Source organism: Streptomyces sp. NPDC037288, from assembly GCF_055603265.1.
In genome coordinates this window covers 111,314-133,844 of record NZ_JBVJVY010000005.1, presented here as the reverse complement: position 1 = coordinate 133,844, position 22,531 = coordinate 111,314, and the positions used below count along the sequence as shown (strand labels likewise).

Genomic DNA, 22,531 nt, shown 5'->3' with positions numbered 1-22,531 from the left:
AAGCAAAAAGTTGCACTCCGTGAGTGTCCGTTGATGCTTGACCTGCCTCGGCGACGCACCGAGGATCATGAGTCATGACGCAGGGACACGGCAGCACGGTCGACGGGGTGCTGCGCCGCAGCGCCCGGCGCACCCCGGCCCGCCTCGCGGTGGAGTACGGCGGACGCCGCTGGACGTACGAGGAACTCGACGACGCGGTCTCCCGCGCGGCCTCGGTACTCCTCGCGCAGGGCCTCACGCCCGGCGACCGGGTCGGCGCCTACGGCCACAACTCCGACGCCTACCTCATCGGCTTCCTCGCCTGCGCCCGCGCGGGCCTGGTCCATGTGCCGGTCAACCAGAACCTCGCCGGGGACGACCTGGCGTACCTCGTCGGCCAGTCCGGCAGCACCCTCGTGCTCGCCGACCCCGACCTCGCCGGCCGGCTCCCGGACGGGGCACGCGTGCTGCCGCTCCGGGACGCCGAGGGCTCGCTCCTCGCCCGGCTGGCCGGCACATCGCCGTACGACGGGCCCGAACCCCGCACCGAGGACCTGGTACAGCTGCTGTACACCTCCGGTACGACCGCCCTGCCCAAGGGCGCGATGATGACCCACCGGGCTCTGGTGCACGAGTACCTGAGCGCCATCACCGCCCTCGACCTGAGCGCCGGCGACCGGCCGGTGCACGCGCTGCCGCTGTACCACTCGGCGCAGATGCACGTGTTCCTGCTGCCGTACCTAGCGGTCGGCGCGACGAACATCATCCTGGACGCGCCGGACGGGGACCGGCTCTTCGATCTGGTCGAAGCTGGGCGCGTGGACAGCCTGTTCGCGCCGCCCACGGTGTGGATCGGCCTGGCGAACCGGCCCGACTTCGCCACCCGTGACCTCGGCGGCCTGCGCAAGGCCTACTACGGCGCGTCGATCATGCCCGTCCCGGTCCTGCGGCGGCTGCGCGAGCGCCTGCCGGGACTCGCCTTCTACAACTGCTTCGGGCAGAGCGAGATCGGCCCGCTGGCCACGGTGCTCGGCCCCGGCGAACACGAGGGCCGGCTGGACTCCTGCGGCCGTACCGTGCTGTTCGTGGACGCCCGGGTCGTGGACGACAACGGCGAGGACGTGCCCGACGGCACGCCCGGCGAGATCGTCTACCGCTCACCGCAGCTGTGCGAGGGCTACTGGGACAAGCCCGAGGAGACCGCCGAGGCCTTCCGGGACGGCTGGTTCCACTCCGGCGACCTCGCGGTGCGGGACGCCGACGGTTACCTCACGATCGTGGACCGGGTGAAGGACGTCATCAACTCCGGTGGTGTCCTGGTGGCTTCGCGCCAGGTCGAGGACGCGCTCTACACCCACGAGGCCGTCGCCGAGGCCGCCGTGATCGGTCTGCCCGACGAGCGGTGGATCGAGGCCGTGACGGCGGTCGTCGTCCCGCGCGGGGAGGTGACGGAGAGTCAGCTCGTCGAGCACGTGAAGGAGAAGCTCGCCTCCTTCAAGGCGCCCAAGCGGGTGCTGTTCGTGGCGGAGTTGCCGCGCAACGCCAGCGGGAAGATCCTCAAGCGCGAACTGCGGGACCGCTTCAGCGGCTAGCGGAGGCCGTCAGCGGGCCTTCGCCGGCAGCAGGGCGTCCGCCGTGCGTGAACGCGTCCCGCCCGAGCGCCTCCGGGATCCAGACGGCCCGCCGATTTCGAGGTACGTCGATGCGACCCCGCCCGCCGTCCGTCAGGCCAGGTCGAGGCCCTACCCGGCGTCCTTGGGCCGCAGGTCCACGATCCGCCGGATCTTGCCGACCGACCGCTCCAGCGACTCCGGTTCCACGATCTCCACGTCGACGGACACCCCGATCCCGTCCTTCACGGCCGCGACGATGGACCGGGCCGCCGCGTCCCGTGTCTCCGGACCCGCGTCCGGGCGGGCCTCGGCGCGGACGGTCAGCCGGTCCAGCCGGCCCTCCCTCGTCAGCCGGAGCTGGAAGTGGGGCGCCACGCCGGGCGTGCACAGCACGATCTCCTCGATCTGGGTCGGGAACAGGTTGACCCCGCGCAGGATCACCATGTCGTCACTGCGTCCGGTGATCCTCTCCATCCGCCGGAACGCCCGCGCCGTGCCGGGCAGCAGCCGGGTGAGGTCGCGGGTACGGTACCGGATGACCGGCATGGCCTCCTTGGTCAGCGAGGTGAACACCAGCTCACCCCGCTCGCCCTCCGGCAGGACCTCGCCCGTGATCGGATCGACCACCTCCGGATAGAAGTGGTCCTCCCACACGGTCAGCCCGTCCTTGGTCTCCACGCACTCCTGAGCCACACCCGGGCCGATCACCTCGGACAGGCCGTAGATGTCGACGGCGTCGATCGCGCACCGCTCCTCGATCTCGCGCCGCATCTGCTCGGTCCAGGGTTCGGCCCCGAAGATGCCCACGCGCAGCGAGGTGGCGCGCGGGTCCACGCCTTGCCGCTCGAACTCGTCCAGCAGCGTGAGCATGTAGGAGGGGGTCACCATGATGACGGCCGGCTCCAGGTCCCGGATCAGCTGCACCTGCCGGGCCGTCATGCCGCCGGAGGCCGGCACGACCGTGCAGCCCAGGCGCTCGGCGCCATAGTGGGCGCCCAGACCGCCGGTGAACAGCCCATAGCCGTACGCCACATGCACGAGGTCACCGGGCCGCCCGCCGGCCGCCCGGATCGACCGCGCCACCATGTCGGCCCACAGGGAAAGGTCGTTGTCCGTGTAGCCGACCACCGTGGGGCGCCCGGTGGTGCCGCTGGAGGCGTGCAGCCGGCGGATCCGCTCTCGCGGCACGGCGAACATGCCGTACGGGTAGTTCTCCCTGAGGTCGGCCTTGGTCGTGAACGGGAAACGGGCCAGATCGGCGAGGCAGCGGCAGTCCTCGGGGCGGACGCCGGCCTTGTCGAAGGACTCCCGGTAGAACGGCACGTTGTCGTAGGCGTGCCGCAGCGAGGTGCGCAGCCGCTCCAGCTGGAGCTTCCGCAGCTCCTCGGGTCCGAGCCGTTCGCCCGCGTCGCGCAGATCCGTCGCGTCCGCCATCGAGCCGTCTCCCTCGCGTCCTCACATTCCGGGCGACCGATCATTCGGTAGATCCGTCGGGGCCAGTAATTCAGGCCATGCGACTGGGGGCAAGAGGGCTGCGAGGATTTTCTGCACCAGCCGCGCGGACCGGGCACGGGGAGCTGCGACGGGCACCGGTGACCTTCCGCGTTGCGCCGCTCCGGGGCGGAACGACATGATCATGCCCATGCCGACCTTCACCACACCCGACGGGACCCGGCTCGCCTACCACCTGCGGGGCGGTGGTGAGCCTCTCGCCGTCCTGCCCGGCGGGCCCATGCGTGCCTCCGCCTACCTCGGCGACCTCGGCGGGCTGTCCGCGCACCGGCGCCTCGCCCTGCTGGACCTGCGGGGCACCGGTGACTCCGCGCTGCCGTCGGACCCGGCGACATACCGCTGCGACCGGATGGTCGAGGACGTGGAGGTATGGCGCGCACACATGGGTCTGGAGCACATGGACCTGCTCGCCCACTCGGCCGGCGCGGCCCTGGCCATGCTCTACGCGGCCCGCCATCCGCAGCGGATCCGGCGGCTGCTGCTCATCACACCCAACCCGTCCGCCCTGGGTCTGCGGGCGACCCCCGAGGACCGGCTGGCAGCGGCCCGGCTGCGTGCGGACGAGCCGTGGTTCGCTCAGGCGTTCCCCGCCTTCCGGGACTGGCTGGCGGGCGACGCGGACTTCGACGACGCGTTCCTGCCGTTCTTCCACGGCCGCTGGGACGACGCCGCCCGCGCGCACACCGACGACGAACTGGAGCAGACCAACGAGGAGGCGGCCGAGCGCTACTTCGCCGACGGTGCCTTCACGCCGGACGCGACCCGGACCGCCCTCGCCGCGCTGACCGCGCCGGCCCTCGTCCATGCCGGGGAACTCGACGGCGGTCCGCGCCCGAGCCTTGCCCGCCGTGCCGCCAAGGCCTTCGCGCGGGCCGAGCTCGCCGTCCAGCCCGGCGCCGGCCACTATCCCTGGCTGGACGACCCGGAGTGGTTCGTGCGGCGAACCCTCGCCTTCCTGGACGGGCCCGCGGGCGCCGCTCTGCCCTCGGCAGAGTAGGCGGCCGGGGACGGACGGGCCCGGTTAGCGTGTCCGGCATGGACACCGCGGCGCTGCACACCGTCGAGGCGAACGGCATCACCCTGGCCTGGCGGGCCTGGGGACCGGCGGACGCCCCGCCCGTCGTGCTGCTGCACGGCCGGGGCGCCGACGGCGGGGACTGGACGCACATCGCCGAGCGGCTCGCAACACCCCCGCGCCCCCGCCGGGTGTACGCCCCCGACCTGCGCGGCCACGGACACAGCGACTGGCCGGGTGACTACCCGGCCGAGGCGATGAGCGACGACGTCCGTGCCCTGCTGTCCGCCCTCGGGCTCGACAGCGCCGATGTCGTGGGCCATTCGCTGGGCGGGATCGTCGCCTACCTGCTGGCGCAGCGCCACCCCGGGGCCGTACGACGCCTGGTGCTGGAGGACGTCTGCGCACCCGTGCCGCTCGACCCGCCCCGCCCGCCCGCCGAACGGCCCGCGGGGGAGCTGCCGTTCGACTGGGCGATGGTGCGGGCCACCGACGCGCAACGCAACGCCCCTGATCCTGTGTGGTGGGACCACATGGACCGGATCACCATGCCGACGCTGGTCATCGGGGGTGGCACCACCAGTCTCATCCCGCAGGACCAGGTCGCGCAGCTCGCCCGGCTGATCCCGGACGCCTCGCTGGTGACCGTGGACGCGGGGCACCTGGTGCACGAGTCCTGCCCGGAGGAATTCCTCGCCCTGGTACGGGAGTTCCTCGACCGGTGATCACGGGCACCGCCGGGTCCGGCCCGGTCGCGGCCCGAACGCCGCCGGAAACCGGTCCTGACACCCCGGCGTGCTACCGCTGGTCGGCCGCGACCGCCACCTCCCGGGCCCACCGGTAGTCGGCCTTGCCGCTCGGGGACCGCTGGATGGATTCCGTGACGACCAGCTGGCGGGGAACCTTGTAACCGGCCAGCCGGGTACGGCAGTGGCTCTGGATGTCGGCCAGCGAGGGCCGCGCCGCTCCCTCGCGCAGCTGCACCACAGCCGCCACATGAGTGCCCCAGGTGGCGTCCGGCACCCCGGCGACCAGGGCGTCGTACACATCCGGGTGCGCCTTGAGCGCCTGTTCGACCTCCTCCGGGTACACCTTCTCGCCCCCGGTGTTGATGCACTGCGAGCCCCGGCCGAGCACGGTGACCACGCCGTCCTCGTCGACCGTCGCCATGTCGCCCAGCAGGACCCAGCGCTGTCCGTCCTTCTCGAAGAAGGTCTCGGCCGTCTTCCGCGGGTCGTTGTAGTAGCCCAGCGGCACATGGCCGCACTGGGCGACCCGGCCGATCCCGCCCGCGGTGACCATCTCGTGCGTGGCCGGGTCCACCACGCGGGTACGGGGGTTGACCCGGATGCGGAAGCCGCGCTCGGGCCCCGAGTCCTCCGTGGCCGTACCGTTGAAACCGGACTCTGAGGAGCCGAAGTTGTTGAGCAGCATGGCGTTCGGGACCAGCTCACGGAACTGCCGGCGCACCGTCTCCGACATGATCGCGCCCGACGAGGACACGCTGAACAGGGCCGAGCAGTCCGTGCCCTTCATCGGCCCGCTCAGCGCGTCGATCAGCGGCCGGAGCATCGCGTCGCCGACCAGCGACATGCTGGTGACCCTCTCCTTCTCGACGGTCCGCAGCACCTCCTCCGGGACGAACTTGCGGTGCAGGACGACGCGTTGGCCGAAGTTGAAGCCGATGAACGCCGTCAGCGTGGAGGTGCCGTGCATCAGCGGGGGAGTGGGGAAGAAGGTGATCCCGGAGCCGCCGGCGGCGACCCGCTCGGCCAGTTCCTGAGGCGTCTTCACCGGCTCCCCGGTCGGCGCCCCGCCGCCCAGCCCGGCGAAGAACAGGTCCTCCTGGCGCCACATCACACCCTTGGGCATGCCGGTCGTGCCGCCGGTGTAGATGATGAACTGGTCGTCGCCGGAGCGGGCCGGGAAGTCCCGCCCGGGCGACCCGGCGGCCTCCGCGTCGGCGAACGCCACCGCGCCCGGCACCCCGGCCGTCTCCGGACCGACCCGCAGCAGATGCCGCAGCTTCGGCACCCGCGGCAGCGCGCCCGCCACCCGGTCCGCGAACTCCGCGTCGAAGACCAGCGCGACCAGATCCGCGTCCCGGTAGAGATACACCAACTCCTCTTCGACGTAGCGGTAGTTGACGTTGACCGGGACGATCCGCGCCTTCAGGCAGGCCAGCACCGTCTGCAGGTACTCGACGCCGTTGTACAGGTGCAGGCCCAGGTGTTCGCCGGGGAGTATCCCGCTGTCGGTGAGATGGTGGGCGATGCGGTCGGCTGCCGCGTCCAGCTCCGCGTACGTCAGGCGGCGCTCCGCGCCGGTGCCGGGATGGTCGACGTACACGAGCGCCTCGCGGTCCGGGACCACGTCGACGACCGACTCGAACAGGTCGGCAAGGTTGTACTCCACCGCTCCTCCTGACCCCGGCAGTCCTGACGACCAAAGGCGCATCGGTCGGTTCGCCGGTCATCAGAGCAAAGCGCGCGGCAACTGTGAAGGCCCCGCGCCAACAAATCTGACTGTCTGTCAGAAAACCCTTGAAGCTCCCTTGAAGTGCCTCCCCGCCTCCTGCAACCTGTTCTCGTTCTCACCGAGGGGAGAAAGCCGATGGGCGGGACGGAACACCTCACCGTGCGACGCGAGGGCGCCACACTGGTGCTCACGCTCAACAGGCCCGACGCAAGGAACGCGCTCTCGCTCCCGATGCTCGTCGGCCTGTACGACGGCTGGCTCGAGGCCGACGGGGACGACGAGATCCGCTCGATCGTGCTCACCGGGTCCGGTGGCTCCTTCTGCGCCGGCATGGACCTCAAGGCGCTCGCCGGCAACGGCATGGAGGGGGAGCACTACCGCGACCGGCTCAAGGCCGACCCGGACCTGCACTGGAAGGCGATGCTGCGCCACCACCGCCCGCGCAAACCGGTCGTCGCCGCCGTCGAGGGGTACTGCGTCGCGGGCGGCACCGAGATACTCCAGGGCACCGACATCCGGGTCGCGGGCGAGTCCGCGACCTTCGGCCTGTTCGAGGTCAGGCGCGGGCTGTTCCCGATCGGCGGCTCCACCGTCCGGCTGCCACGCCAGATCCCACGCACCCACGCGCTGGAGATGCTGCTCACCGCACGGCCGTACAGCGCCCGGGAGGCCGCCGCCATCGGCCTGATCGGCCGGGTCGTCCCCGACGGCTCCGCGCTCGATGCGGCCCTGGAGATCGCCGGGCAGATCAACGCCTGCAGCCCGCTCGCCGTCGAGGCCGTCAAGGCGTCGGTGTACGAGACCGCCGAGATGACGGAGACCGACGGACTGGCGGCCGAACTCGCGCGCGGCTGGCCGGTCTTCGACACCGCCGACGCCAAGGAAGGCGCCCGCGCCTTCGCGGAGAAGCGGCCCCCCGTCTACAAGCGCGCCTGACGCTCCGCTGGAGGTGCGGTTCGGACCTGCGGGCCGTGCGTGGCTGGTCGCGCAGTTCCCCGCGCCCCTTCGGGCGCGACCTCACCGACCTTCCCGAAGGAGGCAAGTTCCCGATGCCCGAAGTCCTCAAAGCCCCCCTCGTCGTCGCATTCCCCTTCACCCGCTCCCTCGGCCCCGTTCAGAGCGCCTTCCTCACCGGCCTGCGGGAACGCGTCGTCCTCGGCGTGAAGACCACCGACGGACGCGTCCTCGTCCCGCCCGTCGAGTACGACCCCGTCACCGCCGAGGAGATCCGCGACCTGGTGGAGGTCGCCCCGACGGGCACCGTCACCACCTGGGCCTGGAACCACGAGCCCCGCCGCGGCCAGCCCCTCGACACCCCCTTCGCCTGGGTCCTGGTCCGGTTCGACGGCGCCGACACCGCCCTGCTGCACGCCCTCGACGCCCCCGGCCCCGACGCCGTCCGCACCGGCATGCGGGTCCGCGTGCGCTGGGCCGGGGAACGCACCGGCGCCATCACCGACATCGCCTGTTTCGAGCCGTACGACGGAGAGCCGGGGCAACCGGCAGGCCACAGCGGCGAATTCGCCGACCCGCTCACCCAGATCGTCGCCCCCGCCCGCCTCGACTACACCTACTCACCCGGCCGCGCCCAGTCCGACTACATCCACGCCCTCTCCGACCGGCGGACCGTCGGCGAACGCTGCCCCTCCTGCCGCAAGGTGTACGTCCCGCCGAGGGGTGCGTGCCCCACATGTGGCGTGGCCACAGTGGAACAGGTCGAAGTAGGTCCGCGCGGCACAGTCACCACCTTCTGCATCGTCAACATCAAGGCGAAGAACCTCGACATCGAGGTCCCCTACGTCTATGCGCACATCGCACTCGACGGCGCCGACCTCGCCCTGCACGCCCGGATCGGCGGCATCCCCTACGACCAGGTGCGCATGGGCCTGCGCGTCGAGCCCGTGTGGACGGACGGCGCCCGCTACCCCGACCACTACCGGCCCACCGGCGAACCCGACGCCGACTACGACACCTACAAGGAGCTGCTGTGACCCGGGAGATCGCGGTCGTCGCCTTCGCCCAGACCGACCACCGGCGCTCCACCGAGGAGTCCTCCGAGGTCGAGATGCTCATGCCGGTGCTGCACGAAGTCCTCGCGCAGACCGGCCTCAGGGCCGCGGACATCGGCTTCACCTGCTCCGGCTCCAGCGACTACCTCGCAGGCCGCGCCTTCTCCTTCACCCTCGCACTCGACGGCGTCGGCGCCTGGCCGCCGATATCCGAGTCGCACGTCGAGATGGACGGCGCCTGGGCGCTGTACGAGGCCTGGACCAAACTGCTCACCGGCGACGCCGACACCGCGCTCGTCTACTCCTACGGCAAGTGCTCGCCCGGCTCGGTGCGGGACGTGCTCACCCGCCAGCTGGACCCGTACTACGTCGCACCCCTGTGGCCCGACTCCATAGCCCTCGCCGCCCTCCAGGCACAGGCGCTCATGGACTCCGGCCACACCGACGAAGCGGCCCTCGCCGCCGTCGGCGCCCGCAGCCGGGCCGACGCCGCCGCCAACCCGCACGCCCAGCTCAAGGGGCCGGTTCCGCACGGCGACTACGTCGTACGGCCGCTGCGCACCGGCGACTGCCCGCCCGTCTCCGACGGCGCCGCCGCGGTGATCCTCGCGGCGGGGGAGCGGGCCCGGGAGCTGTGCGAGCGACCCGCCTGGATCCGCGGCATCGACCACCGCATCGAGGCGCACGGCCTGGGCGTGCGCGACCTCACCGACTCGCCCTCCGCCCGGCTCGCCGCCGAGCACGCCGGTGCCTTCGAACGGCCCGTCGACACCGCCGAGTTGCACGCGCCGTTCACCTCCCAGGAAGTGGTCCTGCGCAGGGCGCTCCGCCTCGGCGACGAGGTACGCGTCAACCCCTCCGGCGGGGCGCCGGCCGCCAACCCGGTCATGGCCGCCGGACTGATCCGCATCGGCGAGGCCGCCGCCCGCATCCACCGCGGCGCGTCCGACCGCGCCCTCGCCCACGCCACCTCCGGCCCCTGCCTCCAGCAGAACCTGGTCGCCGTACTCGAAGGGGATCCACGATGAGCAAGGAGCCCGTGGCCGTCGTCGGCATCGGCCAGACCAGGCACGTGGCCGCCCGCCGGGACGTGTCGATCGCCGGACTCGTCCGCGAGGCGGCCCGAAGGGCCCTGGACGACGCCGAGTTGACCTGGACCGACATCGACGCCGTCGTCATCGGCAAGGCGCCCGACTTCTTCGAGGGCGTGATGATGCCCGAGCTGTACCTGGCGGACGCGCTGGGCGCCGTGGGCAAGCCCATGCTGCGGGTGCACACCGCCGGCTCCGTCGGCGGCTCCACCGCGCTCGTGGCCGCGAACCTGGTCGCCGCCCGCGTCCACGGCACCGTCCTCACCCTCGCCTTCGAGAAGCAGTCCGAGTCGAACGCCATGTGGGGCCTGTCCCTCCCGATCCCCTTCCAGCAGCCCCTGCTCGCCGGCGCCGGCGGCTTCTTCGCCCCGCATGTGCGCGCCTACATGCGGCGCAGCGGCGCCCCCGACACCATCGGCTCCCTCGTCGCCTACAAGGACCGGCGCAACGCCCTGAAGAACCCCTGCGCCCACCTCCACGAGCACGACATCACGCTGGAGAAGGTCCAGGCCTCGCCGATGTTGTGGGACCCCATCCGCTACTCCGAGACCTGTCCGTCCTCCGACGGCGCCTGCGCCATGGTCCTCACCGACCGCGCCGGAGCAGCCCGCGCGCCCCGCCCGCCCGCCTGGATGCTCGGCGGCGCCATGCGCAGCGAACCGACCCTGTTCGCGGGCAAGGACTTCGTCTCCCCGCAGGCCGGCAAGGACTGCGCCGCAGACGTCTACCGGCAGGCCGGCATCACCGACCCGCGCCGGGACATCGACGCCGCCGAGATCTACGTGCCGTTCTCCTGGTACGAGCCCATGTGGCTGGAGAACCTCGGCTTCGCCGAGGAGGGGGAGGGCTGGAAACTCACCGAGTCCGGGGTGACCGAACTCGACGGCGACCTGCCCGTCAACATGTCGGGCGGTGTGCTGTCCACCAACCCCATCGGCGCCTCCGGCATGATCCGCTTCGCCGAGGCCGCCCTCCAGGTGCGCGGCCAGGCCGGGGAACACCAGGTGGACGGCGCCCGCCGGGTGCTCGGACACGCCTACGGCGGCGGCTCCCAGTTCTTCTCCATGTGGCTCGTGGGAGCGCGGCCACCGGAGTCCTGAAAGTCCTCCCCAGGTGGCCTGTCGGGCGTCGTGAGCGGTCGCTAGGCTGACCCGCGGACGACGAACCGGGAGGAGCAGGGACGTGGCCGAGAGCACGATCCAGCAGCAGCCGCTCGTGGGCTGGGACAAACCGGAGCTGGACCTCAGCAGCGCCGAGTGGCAGTCCAGCAGCCGAGGTCTGGGCGATGTCCAGATCGCGTTTGTCGAGGGCTTCATCGCGATGCGCAACAGCGGCCGTCCGGAAAGCCCATCCCTGATCTTCACACCGGCGGAGTGGGGCGCTTTCGTCACCGGGGCCCGTGAAGGGGAGTTCGACCTCACCTGACCCGGGTCCCGATGACCTGAACCGGGGGTGTTCCGAGCCGATTTCCGGACACGCGACCAGCGGGACCCCGCTGCGACCGCAGCCTGCGTCAGGCTGGCCGCAGCACGGGGAAGGTCGTGTTCCGGAAGGTGAGGACGATGAGCACTGCGCCGGTCATCGCCGCGGTCGACGGCTCGGACGACAGCCTGCGCGCGCTGGAGTGGGCCGTCGACGCCGCCCGCCGCCGCGCCGCACCGCTGCGCGTGGTGCACGTACGGCAGTACGCCGCCTGGGGCCAGGCCGACGTGCTGGTCGCCGGGCCGCCCGAGGCGGAGGGCGATCCGGTCCTGGACGACGTGCACGCCCGGCTCGCGGACCGCGGCGCGCAGCCCTCCGTGGAGTACGTCGCCCTGGAGGGCGTACCGGGCGCCGTGCTGCCGGAACTCGGCGCCGACGCCCAGCTGTTGGTCCTCGGCTCCCGGGGGCGCGGCGGCTTCGCCAGCCTGCTGCTCGGTTCCAACGGACTGGCCGCCGCCCGGGACGCCGAGTGCCCGGTGGTCGTCGTACCCCGGCCCGGCCGTCAGGTGCACGGCGACGGCCCGGCCGAGCCCGGGCCGCGGGTGGTGGTCGGCCTGCACGCCGACAGCCCCGACGAGGCCACCCTCGCCCTCGCCTTCGCCGAGGCCGCCCTGCGAGCGGCCCGCGTCCAGGTGATCGCCGCCTACCCGTGGCCGGTGCAGGCCTGGTCCGTCCCCGGTCAGTTCGTACCGCCCCAGGCCGACCAGGACGCCGTCGAGAACGAGACCCGCGCCCTCGCGGAGGGTTTCCTCGCCCCGCACCGCAAGCGGTACCCCGACGTCCGCGCCGACGCCGAGGCGCTGCCCGGCGACGCGGCCGGCCACCTCGTCGCCGCCTCCAAGGACGCCGAGCTGGTCGTCGTCGGCCGGCACCGGCGGCGCCTGCTCGCACCGGCCCGCATGATGGGCTCGGTCACCCAGGCCGTCCTGCTGCACGCCGCGAGCCCGATCGCGGTGGTGCCGCCGGGACCGCCGCAGGGGTGAGCCCGGCAGTCCGGCAGGACGCGGCCGAACCGGCGTAGCAGAGCACCCGGCACCCCGCAATCCGTGCGGCGCCGACCGGCACGGACCCGGCTGTGGTGTCCCGCGCCATGGCGGCGCCCCACCCGCGTACATACGGTTCCGCCACGCCCGGCGCCGTGTGCGCCCCCCGCGCACGAGCGACCGGGACACCTGTCCTTGTGAAGGAGCCGCCCATGCCGCCGCCACCGTACAGAAGGGTGCCCGGAGCGCCGCCCCGTGCCCGTCTCCTGTCCCGTCTCCTCGCCGTGGTCGCCGTCGTCCTCGGCACCGCGCTCGCCGGGCCCGCGCCCGCCGCCCGGGGCTCCGCGACACTCACCGAGGTGAGTGACTTCGGGTCCGATCCGGGCGCCCTCGCCATGTACGTGTACCGGCCCGCCTCCCTGCCCGCGCACCCGCCGGTCGTCGTGGCCCTGCACGGCTGCACCCAGAACGCACAGGTCTACGCCGACAACTCCGGTCTGCCCCAACTCGCCGACCGCGACGGCTTCCTGCTGGTGCTCGCCCAGACCAGCTCGGCCAACAACCCGAGCCAGTGCTTCAACTGGTTCCAGACCACGGACAACCGGCGCGGACAGGGCGAGGCGCTGTCCGTCCGGCAGATGGTGAGCCGGGCCGTGACCTCCTACGGAGCCGACCCCCGGCGGGTCTACGTCACCGGTCTGTCCGCGGGCGGCGCCATGACCGCCGTCCTGCTCGCCACCTATCCCGACGTCTTCTCCGCCGGTGCGGTCGTCGCCGGCCTGCCCTACGACTGCACCAAGGACGACAGCCCCTACACCTGCATGAACCCGGGCGTCGACCTCAGCCCGGACCAGTGGGCCCAGCGGGCGCGGGACGCCTATCCGGCGTACACCGGGCCGTGGCCGCGCACCGCCATCTGGTACGGCGACCAGGACACCACCGTCGTCCCGCGCAACGCCACGGAGCTGCGCGACCAGTGGACGGCCCTGCACGGCCTCTCCCAGACCCCGAGCCGCACCACGACCATCGGCCCCGACGCCACACGGCAGGACCAGTACCTCGCCGCCGACGGCACGGTCGCCGTCGAGGTCGACCGGGTCCCCGGCATCGGCCACGGCACCCCGGTCGACCCCGGCACCGGCACCGAGCAGTGCGGCAGCACCAAAGCCCCCTACTTCCCGGACTCGATCTGCTCCAGCTACTGGATCACCCGGTTCTTCGGCCTGGACACCTCCGACCCGGGCGGCGGCAGCGGCGGCGGTGGCGGCGACGGTGGTGGCGTCTGCTACACGGCGAGCAACTACGCCCAGGTGCAGGCCGGACGGGCCAGCACCAGCGGCGGATACACCTACGCCAACGGATCCCAGCAGAACATGGGCCTGTACAACACCTTCGTCACCCACACACTGAAGGAGTCACCCACGGGTTACTACACCATCGCCGACGACGGCTGCCCCTGACAGACAGTCAGCCACGCTCGGTCATGTGGCCGACGACACTTTGGGGGCCGCCTTCATGGCGGCCCCACACATGTCCGACACGCCCACTCCACCTCTAGCCTCCAGCGCGTCCACCCACAGCCGGAGGAATCCCCATGCCCATCGCACCGCCCGGACGGCCCCCACGCCGAACCCTTCTCCACGCGATGTCGCTCACCGCGGCCTGCCTGCTCCTGACCACACCGGCCACGGCGGCACCCACCGGCACCCCGGGCGACCACTGCGCCGGCCGCACCGATCTCCGCGTGCCCGGCGCCGCCCGCCAACAGTCCGACTGCCTGGACGAACTGACCACCGCGGGCACCGTGGCCTCCGGCCACACCGACCCCGCCGACTACGCCGGTCTCACACCCAAGGACCTGCCCACACCCCGCGGCGTCCCCGGCATCCAGATCGACGGCTACTTCCCGGACACCTCCACCACCAACACCGACCACGGCTGGAACCACGACTCCCAGTTCGTCATCCGCCTGCCCGACCACTGGAACGGCGGCCTGGTCGTCGCCGGAACCCCCGGCAACCGTGAGCAGTACGCCAACGACAAAGCCATCGCCGACTGGGTGCTGGCCCGCGGCTACGCCTACGCCGCCACCGACAAGGGCAACACGGGCACCGCTTTCTACCGCGACGGCCGGCGGCCCGGCGACGCCATCGCCGAATGGAACACCCGCCTCACCCAGCTCACCCGTGCGGCCCGCGCCGTGGTCACCCAGCGCTACCACCGGCCCCCGGCCCGCACCCTCGCCACCGGCCTGTCCAACGGCGGCTACCTCGTCCGCTGGCAGCTGGAGAACCACCCCGAGCTGTACGACGGCGGAGTCGACTGGGAGGGCACCCTCTGGCGTACGGCCGGGCCCAACCCGCTCACCTTCCTGCCGCCCGCGCTGCGCCACTACCCGGCGTACGCCGCCGGCGGCCCCGCAGCCGCCGACGCCGAGGCCGCCCTGCACAGGGCGGGCTTCCCGGCCGGCTCGGAATTCCTGTGGCCGTACCACCACCAGGTCTACTGGGACCTCACCCAGCGCATCTACCGGGAGGAACTCGACCCCGGCTACGACGGCGCCACCGAGGCCGGCACCCCCTTCTGCGCCTCCGGCACACCTGCCTGCGACGCCGACTACGACTACCCGGCCCGGCCCGCCGCCGTCCACCGCGCGGTCGACCGGATCGCCCTCACCGGACGCATCGGCAAGCCGCTGATCACCCTCCAGGGCACCCTCGACGTGCTGCTGCCGATCAGCCAGGACTCCGACGTCTACGCACGTATGGTCCAGGCAGCCGGACGGGGCTCGCTGCTGCGCTACTACCGCATCGAGGACGGCACCCACACCGACTCCCTCGTCGACGCCTTCCCCGACAGGCTGCGCCCCATGGTGCCTTGCCACCGCTCGGCCTTCGAGGCCCTGGAACGCTGGATCGACGGGGACGCGCTCCCGCCCGCCGACCACACCGTGCCGCGCCCGTCCGGCGCCACCCCGACCACTCTCCTCGCCGGCTGCCCCCTGAGCTGACCGGCAGCGGGACTGCGTTCACATACGGCTCCGCGGCCGAAGGGCGACCCGTCCCGGCGCTCACGGGGACCCGCACCGCACTTCCGGCGGAGCCCACGTACCATGGCCGCATGTCGTTCCTCCGCCGCCGCAGCGCCACTCCCGCCGGGCCCGAATTCGACGTGTTGGCCATGGACCCGGGCGACTGGCCGGGCAACCTCGGCGCGGGCCTGCTGCCCGCCCCCGACGGCACCTGCCAGGGTGTCTTCCTGCGCTACGACCTCTTCGGCGGCCGCGGCCCCGCCATGATCATCGGCAATCTGCCGGACGGCTCCCCGGCCCGCGAGGTCGCCGAGGGCGAGATCCCCTTCGAGGTGGGCCAGCTGCTGCTGGCGCTGGAGAACGACGAGGAGGTCACCGTCGTCGGCGTCGAGGACACGCCCGTCCTCCAGGGTGACAACCTCCTGATCGTGCGGCGGCTGAAGCTGTCCGAGTCCCGGATCTCCTGCGTCCAGTTCGACCGCAGCGACGGCGTCCTCGTCACCATCGCCGCCTGGGACCGCCCGATCACCGACGACCTGTACGCCCTGCTGAAGCCGCTCCCGGCGGAGCTTTTCCAGCAGGGCTGAGGCCGGTGGCGCGCGGCTAGTCCGTCGAGTCCTCCACGGTCACGTCCGCGGCGCGCACAAACCCGACCCGATGGCCGTACTGGATCTCGTAGTACAGGTCCTTGCCCACCACGACCCGGTGCGAGTCCGTGGTGAAGGTGACCGCGTAGTAGTACTCGCCCGGCACCGCGTCACCGACCACGTACCTCTGCCCGGCCGGGATCGTGTACGGCAGCGGGACGACCGGCTGGGCGGGGACATCCGCCGGATAGGCCTCCTTCTCCGGGTAGGCGCGGCCGTACACCGGGACGCTCGCCAGGCCGTCCTTCGGCGTGATCACCAGGCCCCTGGCGGGCACCGCCGTCGGTGCCTTGCGTGGATTCTCGAACCAGGCCTTCTGGCCCAGGTACCAGATCGCGGTCCAGTCGCCCCAGTAGTCGGCCACCACGTACTGCTGGCCCGTGGACACCCGGGAGGACAGGTCGTTCACGTCGGTCGTCGGGTCCTTCTTCAGACCGATGTCCCTGACCAGCGGCGCGTTCACGTCGTGGTCCGTGTACAGGCGCACCTCGCTGGAGCCGTGTGCCGGGCACGCGGCACCGCCGGTGGTGCAGCCGGTGTACGCCGGCTGGTTCGCCGCGTAGTCCGGCAGGATCGTCACCAGCCCGGCCGACCTGCCGGCCGTGCGCTTGAACGGGTGTCCCAGCAGCTGGAAGTAGTGCCGCCAGTCCCAGTACGGACCCGGGTCCGTGTGCATGCCGGGGATGGTGGACGTGGTCGGACCGGGCACGTTGTCGTGGCCCAGGATGTGCTGCCGGTCCAGCGGGATGTCGTACCTCTGGCTCAGGTACTTCACCAGCCGGGCCGAGGACCGGTACATCGCCTCCGTGTACCAGGCGTCCGGGTTGGCGAGGAAACCTTCATGCTCGATGCCGACGGACCGGGCGTTGACGTCCCAGTTGCCCGCGTGCCAGGCCACGTCCTTCGCCTTGACGTGCTGGGCGATCAGACCGTCCGTGGAGCGCACGGTGTAGTTCCACGACACGTAGGTGGGGTCCTGGATCAGATTCAGCACTCCGTCCCAGACACCCTCCGTGTCATGGATGACGATGTACGCGATGCGCTGCGACACCGGACGGTCGCCGAGGTCGTGGTTGCCGTAGTCGTCGTCTCCGAACTGCGCGTACGGCGCCCAGACCGCCTCGCAGGACACCGACCGCGGACACTCGACGCCGTCCGTGGGCAGCGTGCCCAGGCCGGCCCGGATCAGCTGGGCGGTGTCGGCGGTCAGCTCCGGTTGGGCGGCCAGCGCGACCAGCTGGCCGTCGTCCGTGGTGCGCTCCTCGCCGGTGCGCAGGACGTCGTACACGTCGTTCGCGTACGCCGCCGCGGTCGCCGTGTCGTCGGCGCCCGAGAAACGGGCCACCGCGCCGTACCAGTCGGCCGGGTCGGCGCTCAGCGGCTCGCCCAGCTCCTTCTGCGCGGCGGCGAGCAGGGCGGCACCGCCGGCCACGTTCGCCGCCGGGTCGGTGCGCAGCTCCTCGGCCGGGAGGCCGGTCAGCTCCGCCGCCTTCGGCAGCGTCTTCAGGCGGGGCGGCAGCGTCGAGACGGCCGGCACCTTGACGTCGGGGTGCAGGGCGGCGCGGGCGGTGTCGCCGCGGGCGTCCCCCGTGCCCTCGGCGAGGTGCTCCGTGGTGGCGAGCGCGGTCCGGGCGTCCGTGAGGTGCATCGGGCCGTAGCCGCCGGTCACGCTGGGCGCGCCCGCGTGCCGGTCCCAGCGGGACTGGAGGTAGGAGACGGCCAGCAGGACGCTCTGTGGTACGTGGTAGTCGGCCGCCGCGGCGGCGAACGCCTGTTGCAGCTGGTCGGTGGAGTCCGAGGCGCCCGGGGCGGGAGCCGCGCCGAGCAGCGGCAGCAGCAGGGCCGCGGAGGCCAGGGGGACGGCTGCCCGCCGCAGGTGTCTGTGGCCGGGTGTGGACGTGGGGTCGGTGGCGGAACCTCGCAATGCGGCCTCCTGTGACGGGCGGGCGTGGCGGGGTGTGCGGCGCCGGGCTGGGTCAGTGGTACCGGCTTGCCGACGATCCGTCAATGATGCCGTCAGGACGGTGATTTGCCTTGTCACGGAGGGGTTTCGGCGAGTTTCGCGGCGGCGGTGCGCGGGCCTGCGGGGCGTCACTGGCGTACACCAGTGACCACAGCCGGCCCGGACATACGAAGGTCCGCGGTGCGCCGCCGCTCTGGCGCACCGCGGACCTTCGTACCCGTCAGCGAGTGCCGACCGCCGCGCGGACGGCCTTGCGGGCCATCTGGCAGTCGTCGTGCAGCCGCCTGAGCAGCAGCCGCTGTTCCTCGCCGGACGGCGCGGCACCCGGCTGGGCCGGGACGGGTGCCGCCGGAGCCGCCTCGTGCATCGAACGCTGCACGGCCGTCTCGTACGTACGGATCTCCCGGGTCAGCAGCAGCATCAGGTTCACCAGGAAGGCGTCCCGGGAGGCCGGGCCCGCCGACTGGGCGATCTGGCTGATCTGCCGCCGGGCCGCCGGTGCGTCCCCGAGGACCAGCCACAGCGTCGCCAGGTCGTACCCCGGCAGATACCAGCCCGCGTGCTCCCAGTCCACCAGCACTGGACCGGCCGGTGACAGCAGGATGTTCGACAGCAGGGCGTCGCCGTGGCAGAACTGCAGCATGCCGTGGCGGCCCACCTCCTGGGCGATGCCGTGCAGCAGCTTCTGCAGGTCCCCGAGGTCCCGGTCGGTGAGCAGGCCCAGCTCGTGGTACCGGGAGATCCGGGCACCGTAGTCCAGCGGCATCTCGAACGTGCCCGCCGGGGGCCGCCAGGCGTTCAACCGGCAGATCGCGCCGAGCGCGGCCCGGATGTCCGCGCGGGGCGGCGCCTCGGCCGGATGCCGCTGCAGCGCCGCCACCCGGCCCGGCGAACGCTCGATCACCAGTGTGCAGTTGTCCGGGTCCGCCGCGATCAGCCGGGGCACGCGGACCGGTGGCCGGTGCCGGACGAACGAGCGGTATGCGGCTATCTCGTGGCGGAACCGCTCGGCCCAGGCGGGCGAGTGGTCCAGCAGACACTTGGCCACGGCCGTGCTGCGCCCTGTCGTCCCGACGAGGAGGACGGACCGTCCGCTGCGCCGCAACACCTGCACCGGAGCGAACTCCGGACAGATCCGGTGCACCGAGGCGATCGCGGTGCGTAGCTGTGCGCCCTGGGGACCGGACAAGTCGAGTCTTCCGCTGAGCGGTTGGGTACCGGGCTGGCCCGGGAACCTCCGGGGCCGGCCGGCGACCGGCACGGGTCCGCCCGGTCGCGCCACCGGCTCGAGGTACGGTCCGCCGCCCGCCGGGCGGGAGCGCAGCGGTCGTGGCGGGGCGGACACGGAGGACGATGCTGCGTACATGGGAGATACAGATCCCTTCGTGTGCCTGCGGTGCCTGCCTTGTGGTTCCGTGCTCGGCGCACGTGCGCGGGGCCGGTCGCTCCAGGAGCCCGTACTCCGATCGCATGCACTGCGAGCGTGCGCCTGCCCGGCCCGGCCGCTCGGGTGCACCCTGGGGAATGCATCCGTCAGCTCGACGAGGCCGGGCTGCGACCGGGTCGGGGTGGCGCGTTCCTACTCGACACCCGATGCCCAGTGGCACACCATCTGGCGGACCCTGGCGAACCCTGGCGAATAGTCGCCCGGCAACCTCCACGGGGCTACTGTCAACTCAGCCGAGAACCTGGGGGCTTGACGTGAGCGGACAACCCAACACCCGCCTTGCGGACCTGTTCGGCCTGGCCGGCTGGTCCAAGGGTGAACTCGCGAGGCTGGTCAACAAGCAGGCGGCGGCCATGGGTCACCCCCAGCTGTCGACCGACACCTCCCGGGTCCGTCGGTGGATCGACATGGGAGAGATCCCGCGTGATCCCGTACCGCGGGTGCTGGCGGTTCTGTTCACCGAGCGTCTCGGCCGTGTCGTGACCATCGAGGACCTCGGTCTGGTGCGGCACGGGCGCGCGGGGAAACGGCAGGGCGACGGGATCGAGGAACATCCCGACGGCGTGCCGTGGGCGCCCGAACGGACCGCCGCGGTCCTCACCGAATTCACGGGAATGGACCTCATGCTCAACCGACGCGGCTTGGTGGGCGCGGGTGCCGCGCTCGCCGCGGGATCCACACTCAGCAGCGCCATGTACGACTGGCTGCACACCGACCCCACCCTGAAGGCCGACGCCCCTGTCCTCGACGATCCCCTGCACGCCGACCCCGCTGGGTTCGACCGCTATGAGGCCGCCCCCATCGGGTCGCAGGAGATCGAGGAACTGGAGCGCTCGGTCGAGGTGTTCCGTGCCTGGGACGCGGCCCGTGGCGGCGGGCTTCAGCGCAAGGCGGTCGTGGGCCAGCTCAACGAGGTGGGCGGCATGCTCGCCTACCACCACCCACCCCATCTCCAGCGACGCCTGTGGGGCGTCGCCGCCAACCTGGCCGTCCTCGCGGGCTGGATGTCCCACGACGTGGGCCTGGAGCCCACGGCGCAGAAGTACTTCGTCATCGCCGCCCATGCCGCCCGCGAGGGCGGGGACCGGCCGCGCGCCGGTGAGGCCCTGTCCCGGGCGGCCCGGCAGATGGTGCACCTCGGCCGGCCCGACGACGCGCTGGACCTGATGAAGCTCGCCCAGTCCGGCGCCGGCGACCGTCTGCAGCCGCGCACGAAGGCGATGTTCCACACCATCGAGGCCTGGGCGCAGGCGTCGATGGGCAAGGGCCAGGCGATGCGCCGCACCCTCGGCCAGGCGGAGGACCTGTTCGTCTCCGACCGCCAGGACGCGCGGACACCGGACTGGATGCAGACCTTCAAGGACGAGGACCTGTACGGCATGCAGGCCCTCGCCTACCGCACGCTCGCGGAGTTCGACCCGGGCGCGGCCGTACACGCCCAGCACTACGCGGAGAAGGCCCTGGCCCTGCGCGTCGACGGCCGGGAGCGGTCGAAGATCTTCGACCATCTGTCCATGGCCTCGGCCTGCTTCATCGCCGACGATCCCGAACAGGCCGACCGCTACGCACGGCTGGCCCTGATGTCGATGGGGTCGAACTCCTCCCGTCGCACCTGGGACCGGCTGCGTCAGATGTACCGGCTGACCGCGGAGTACGCCGGCTATCCGGGGATCCACGAACTGCGGGAGGAGATCCGGCTCGCCCTGCCCAAGCCGCGGGGCAAGGGTGGCAGCAGCGCACAGGCGTGAGGGCACGGGCCCGGGGGCCTGTGCGCCGGTTCACCCACCACCTCGACGAACTCGCCGTTCAGCTCATGCGGTGACCTTGGCGACGAGCACGCAGGCGTCGTCCTCGCGTCCGGCTCCGCCGAACTCCTCGACCACCGTCCGTACGCAGTCCTGCGCGGTGCGCGCCGCGCCGAACCGCGGGGCGAGGTCGAGCAGGCGCTCCACGGCGTCGGCCGGGCTGTGTCCGGGCACCACCCCGTCGGTGTGCAGCAGGAGGAGGTCACCGGGTTCCAGGGTCGCCTCGGCCTGCCCGTAGACGGCGCCCGAGGTGGCGCCGAGCAGGACACCGTCCGGTGCGTTCAGCACGCGCCCCGTCCCGTCGCGGTACAGCAGCGGGGCGGGGTGCCCTGCCTGCGCCCAGACCAGGGTGCGGGTGTCGGGCCGGTAGCGGCAGCAGACAGCGCTGCCGAGGGCGGGCTGCACGGTGGCGTCGAGTAACTGGTTGAGCATGCCGAGCAGTTCACCGGGCCGGGTGCCGGCCAGGGCCATGCCGCGTACGGCACCGAGCAGCGTCGCCATGCCGGTGGCGACGGCCACCCCGTGCCCGGTGAGGTCGCCGACGCTGAGCAGGGTCTCGCCGTCGGACAGTTCCAGCGCGTCGTACCAGTCGCCGCCGAGCGGCGTGGTCGCCGTCGCGGTCAGACGGCGGGCGGCGAGGTCGAGGGTGCGGGGCCCCTGGTGCGGGAGCCGCAGGGAGCCGCGCCATGGCGGTAGCACGGCATCCTGCAGCTCGGCCGCGATCCGGTGCTCGGTCTGCTCCTGCCGACGGTGGCGCTGCAGCGAGTCACGGGTCTCGCTCACCGTCCGCCGGCAGCGGCGCAGTTCGCTGACGTCCCGCAGCACGGCCCACATGGAGGTCGTGCTGCCGTCGGCGCCGAGCACGGGCTCGCCCATCATGTGCACGGTCCGCACGGAGGCGTCGGGCCGGACGATCCGGAACTCGCCGTCGATCGGCTTGGCGTCGACCAGGCAGTCCGTGACCATCGCGGTCAGCCCCGGCCGGTCCTCCTCCAGGACCAGCGAGGGCAGTTCGTCCAGGGTGAGGGCGGGGGCGGCCGGGGCGAGGCCGAGGATCTGGTACAGCTCCCCGGACCAGGTCGCCTCGTCCGTGAGCAGGTTCCACTCCGCGCTGCCGACCCGGCTGAGCAGCGAGCCGCCCGGGCCGGCCGCCGGCCCCGGCGGCTCGACCGGTTCGGCCGGGACGGCGGGCTCGGCTTCGGGGCCGTCCCGCAGCTGGGCCAAGTGGGTGTCCAGGTCGTGCAGTTGGTGCAGCGCGAGGTCGTACAGGGCGCGCTGCCAGCGTTCCTCCGGGTCCGCGCCGTCGCTCCGGGTGTCGCGCCGTACGGCGTCCACGTCGCCCTTGAGCCGTCGCGTCTGCGTGATCAACGCCTCGACCGTGCCGCGTCCGGGTGGCTGGGCGGCTGGGTGGTCCGCGGAGACTGGGGACGGCATGACGCACTCCGATGGGGGACGATACGGCCGGGGAAGGACCGG

At 72.4% G+C, this 22,531-nt stretch carries 18 protein-coding genes; 13 read left to right on the top strand and 5 right to left on the bottom strand.

The features are described 5' to 3' along the window. Positions 1 to 74: 74 nt before the first annotated feature. Positions 75 to 1,571, top strand: a complete 1,497-nt coding sequence (locus tag ACZ7GZ_RS08050; protein ID WP_471021967.1) for an acyl-CoA synthetase — start codon at positions 75 to 77, stop codon at positions 1,569 to 1,571. A gap of 150 nt (positions 1,572 to 1,721) precedes the next feature. Here the strand turns inward: ACZ7GZ_RS08050 and paaK are convergent, their stop codons facing one another. After that, complete coding sequence (paaK, locus tag ACZ7GZ_RS08045; protein ID WP_471021966.1) at positions 1,722 to 3,026, bottom strand: phenylacetate--CoA ligase PaaK; 1,305 nt, start codon at positions 3,024 to 3,026, stop codon at positions 1,722 to 1,724. Positions 3,027 to 3,234: 208 nt separating this feature from the next. On the opposite strand from paaK, the gene ACZ7GZ_RS08040 reads away from it, so the two are divergent. Continuing rightward, positions 3,235 to 4,101 carry an alpha/beta fold hydrolase gene (locus ACZ7GZ_RS08040; RefSeq protein WP_471021965.1) on the top strand — a complete coding sequence of 289 codons (867 nt, stop codon included), beginning with the start codon at positions 3,235 to 3,237 and terminating at the stop codon, positions 4,099 to 4,101. A gap of 38 nt (positions 4,102 to 4,139) precedes the next feature. Further along, positions 4,140 to 4,844, top strand: coding sequence for an alpha/beta fold hydrolase (locus ACZ7GZ_RS08035; RefSeq protein ID WP_471021962.1), 705 nt, complete (start codon positions 4,140 to 4,142; stop codon positions 4,842 to 4,844). Positions 4,845 to 4,917: 73 nt separating this feature from the next. Here ACZ7GZ_RS08035 and ACZ7GZ_RS08030 read toward each other — a convergent pair whose 3' ends face one another. Then, entirely contained in the window at positions 4,918 to 6,534 is a 1,617-nt protein-coding gene (locus ACZ7GZ_RS08030; RefSeq protein WP_471021961.1) for an acyl-CoA synthetase, read from the bottom strand. A gap of 198 nt (positions 6,535 to 6,732) precedes the next feature. On the opposite strand from ACZ7GZ_RS08030, the gene ACZ7GZ_RS08025 reads away from it, so the two are divergent. The 9 genes from ACZ7GZ_RS08025 (at position 6,733) to ACZ7GZ_RS07985 (ending at position 15,780) form a co-directional block, all read left to right on the top strand. Beyond that, complete coding sequence (locus tag ACZ7GZ_RS08025; protein ID WP_471021959.1) at positions 6,733 to 7,533, top strand: crotonase/enoyl-CoA hydratase family protein; 801 nt, start codon at positions 6,733 to 6,735, stop codon at positions 7,531 to 7,533. Between the two features lie 113 nt (positions 7,534 to 7,646). Continuing rightward, a complete protein-coding gene (locus ACZ7GZ_RS08020; protein WP_471021957.1) occupies positions 7,647 to 8,588 on the top strand; it encodes a Zn-ribbon domain-containing OB-fold protein in 942 nt (313 codons plus the stop codon). Continuing rightward, complete coding sequence (locus ACZ7GZ_RS08015) at positions 8,585 to 9,634, top strand: thiolase domain-containing protein (RefSeq protein WP_471021956.1); 1,050 nt, start codon at positions 8,585 to 8,587, stop codon at positions 9,632 to 9,634. Before ACZ7GZ_RS08020 ends, ACZ7GZ_RS08015 begins: the two co-directional genes overlap by 4 nt. Continuing rightward, complete coding sequence (locus ACZ7GZ_RS08010; RefSeq protein WP_471021954.1) at positions 9,631 to 10,797, top strand: thiolase domain-containing protein; 1,167 nt, start codon at positions 9,631 to 9,633, stop codon at positions 10,795 to 10,797. The genes ACZ7GZ_RS08015 and ACZ7GZ_RS08010 overlap by 4 nt, the downstream gene beginning before the upstream one ends. 82 nt (positions 10,798 to 10,879) lie before the next feature. Further along, on the top strand, positions 10,880 to 11,122 hold the full coding sequence (locus tag ACZ7GZ_RS08005; RefSeq protein WP_471021952.1) for a DUF397 domain-containing protein: 243 nt from the start codon (positions 10,880 to 10,882) through the stop codon (positions 11,120 to 11,122). Positions 11,123 to 11,259: 137 nt separating this feature from the next. Beyond that, positions 11,260 to 12,162, top strand: coding sequence for a universal stress protein (locus ACZ7GZ_RS08000; RefSeq protein WP_471021950.1), 903 nt, complete (start codon positions 11,260 to 11,262; stop codon positions 12,160 to 12,162). Positions 12,163 to 12,374: 212 nt separating this feature from the next. Next, positions 12,375 to 13,622 carry an extracellular catalytic domain type 1 short-chain-length polyhydroxyalkanoate depolymerase gene (locus tag ACZ7GZ_RS07995; protein WP_471021947.1) on the top strand — a complete coding sequence of 416 codons (1,248 nt, stop codon included), beginning with the start codon at positions 12,375 to 12,377 and terminating at the stop codon, positions 13,620 to 13,622. 185 nt (positions 13,623 to 13,807) lie between these two features. Further along, entirely contained in the window at positions 13,808 to 15,172 is a 1,365-nt protein-coding gene (locus ACZ7GZ_RS07990) for a 3-hydroxybutyrate oligomer hydrolase family protein (protein WP_471021944.1), read from the top strand. A gap of 110 nt (positions 15,173 to 15,282) precedes the next feature. Then, positions 15,283 to 15,780, top strand: a complete 498-nt coding sequence (locus tag ACZ7GZ_RS07985) for a hypothetical protein (RefSeq protein WP_471021942.1) — start codon at positions 15,283 to 15,285, stop codon at positions 15,778 to 15,780. 16 nt (positions 15,781 to 15,796) lie between these two features. Here the strand turns inward: ACZ7GZ_RS07985 and ACZ7GZ_RS07980 are convergent, their stop codons facing one another. Beyond that, entirely contained in the window at positions 15,797 to 17,764 is a 1,968-nt protein-coding gene (locus ACZ7GZ_RS07980; RefSeq protein ID WP_471021941.1) for an N-acetylmuramoyl-L-alanine amidase, read from the bottom strand. A gap of 259 nt (positions 17,765 to 18,023) precedes the next feature. Then, positions 18,024 to 19,169, bottom strand: coding sequence for an aminoglycoside phosphotransferase family protein (locus ACZ7GZ_RS07975; RefSeq protein WP_471021940.1), 1,146 nt, complete (start codon positions 19,167 to 19,169; stop codon positions 18,024 to 18,026). Positions 19,170 to 19,504: 335 nt separating this feature from the next. On the opposite strand from ACZ7GZ_RS07975, the gene ACZ7GZ_RS07970 reads away from it, so the two are divergent. Continuing rightward, entirely contained in the window at positions 19,505 to 20,998 is a 1,494-nt protein-coding gene (locus tag ACZ7GZ_RS07970) for a DNA-binding protein NsdB (RefSeq protein ID WP_471021939.1), read from the top strand. A gap of 63 nt (positions 20,999 to 21,061) precedes the next feature. On the opposite strand, the gene ACZ7GZ_RS07965 is transcribed toward ACZ7GZ_RS07970, so the two are convergent. Next, the gene (locus ACZ7GZ_RS07965; protein ID WP_471021937.1) at positions 21,062 to 22,489 is read right to left on the bottom strand and encodes a PP2C family protein-serine/threonine phosphatase; all 1,428 of its coding nucleotides are present in this window, start codon (positions 22,487 to 22,489) and stop codon (positions 21,062 to 21,064) included. Positions 22,490 to 22,531 lie beyond the last annotated feature (42 nt).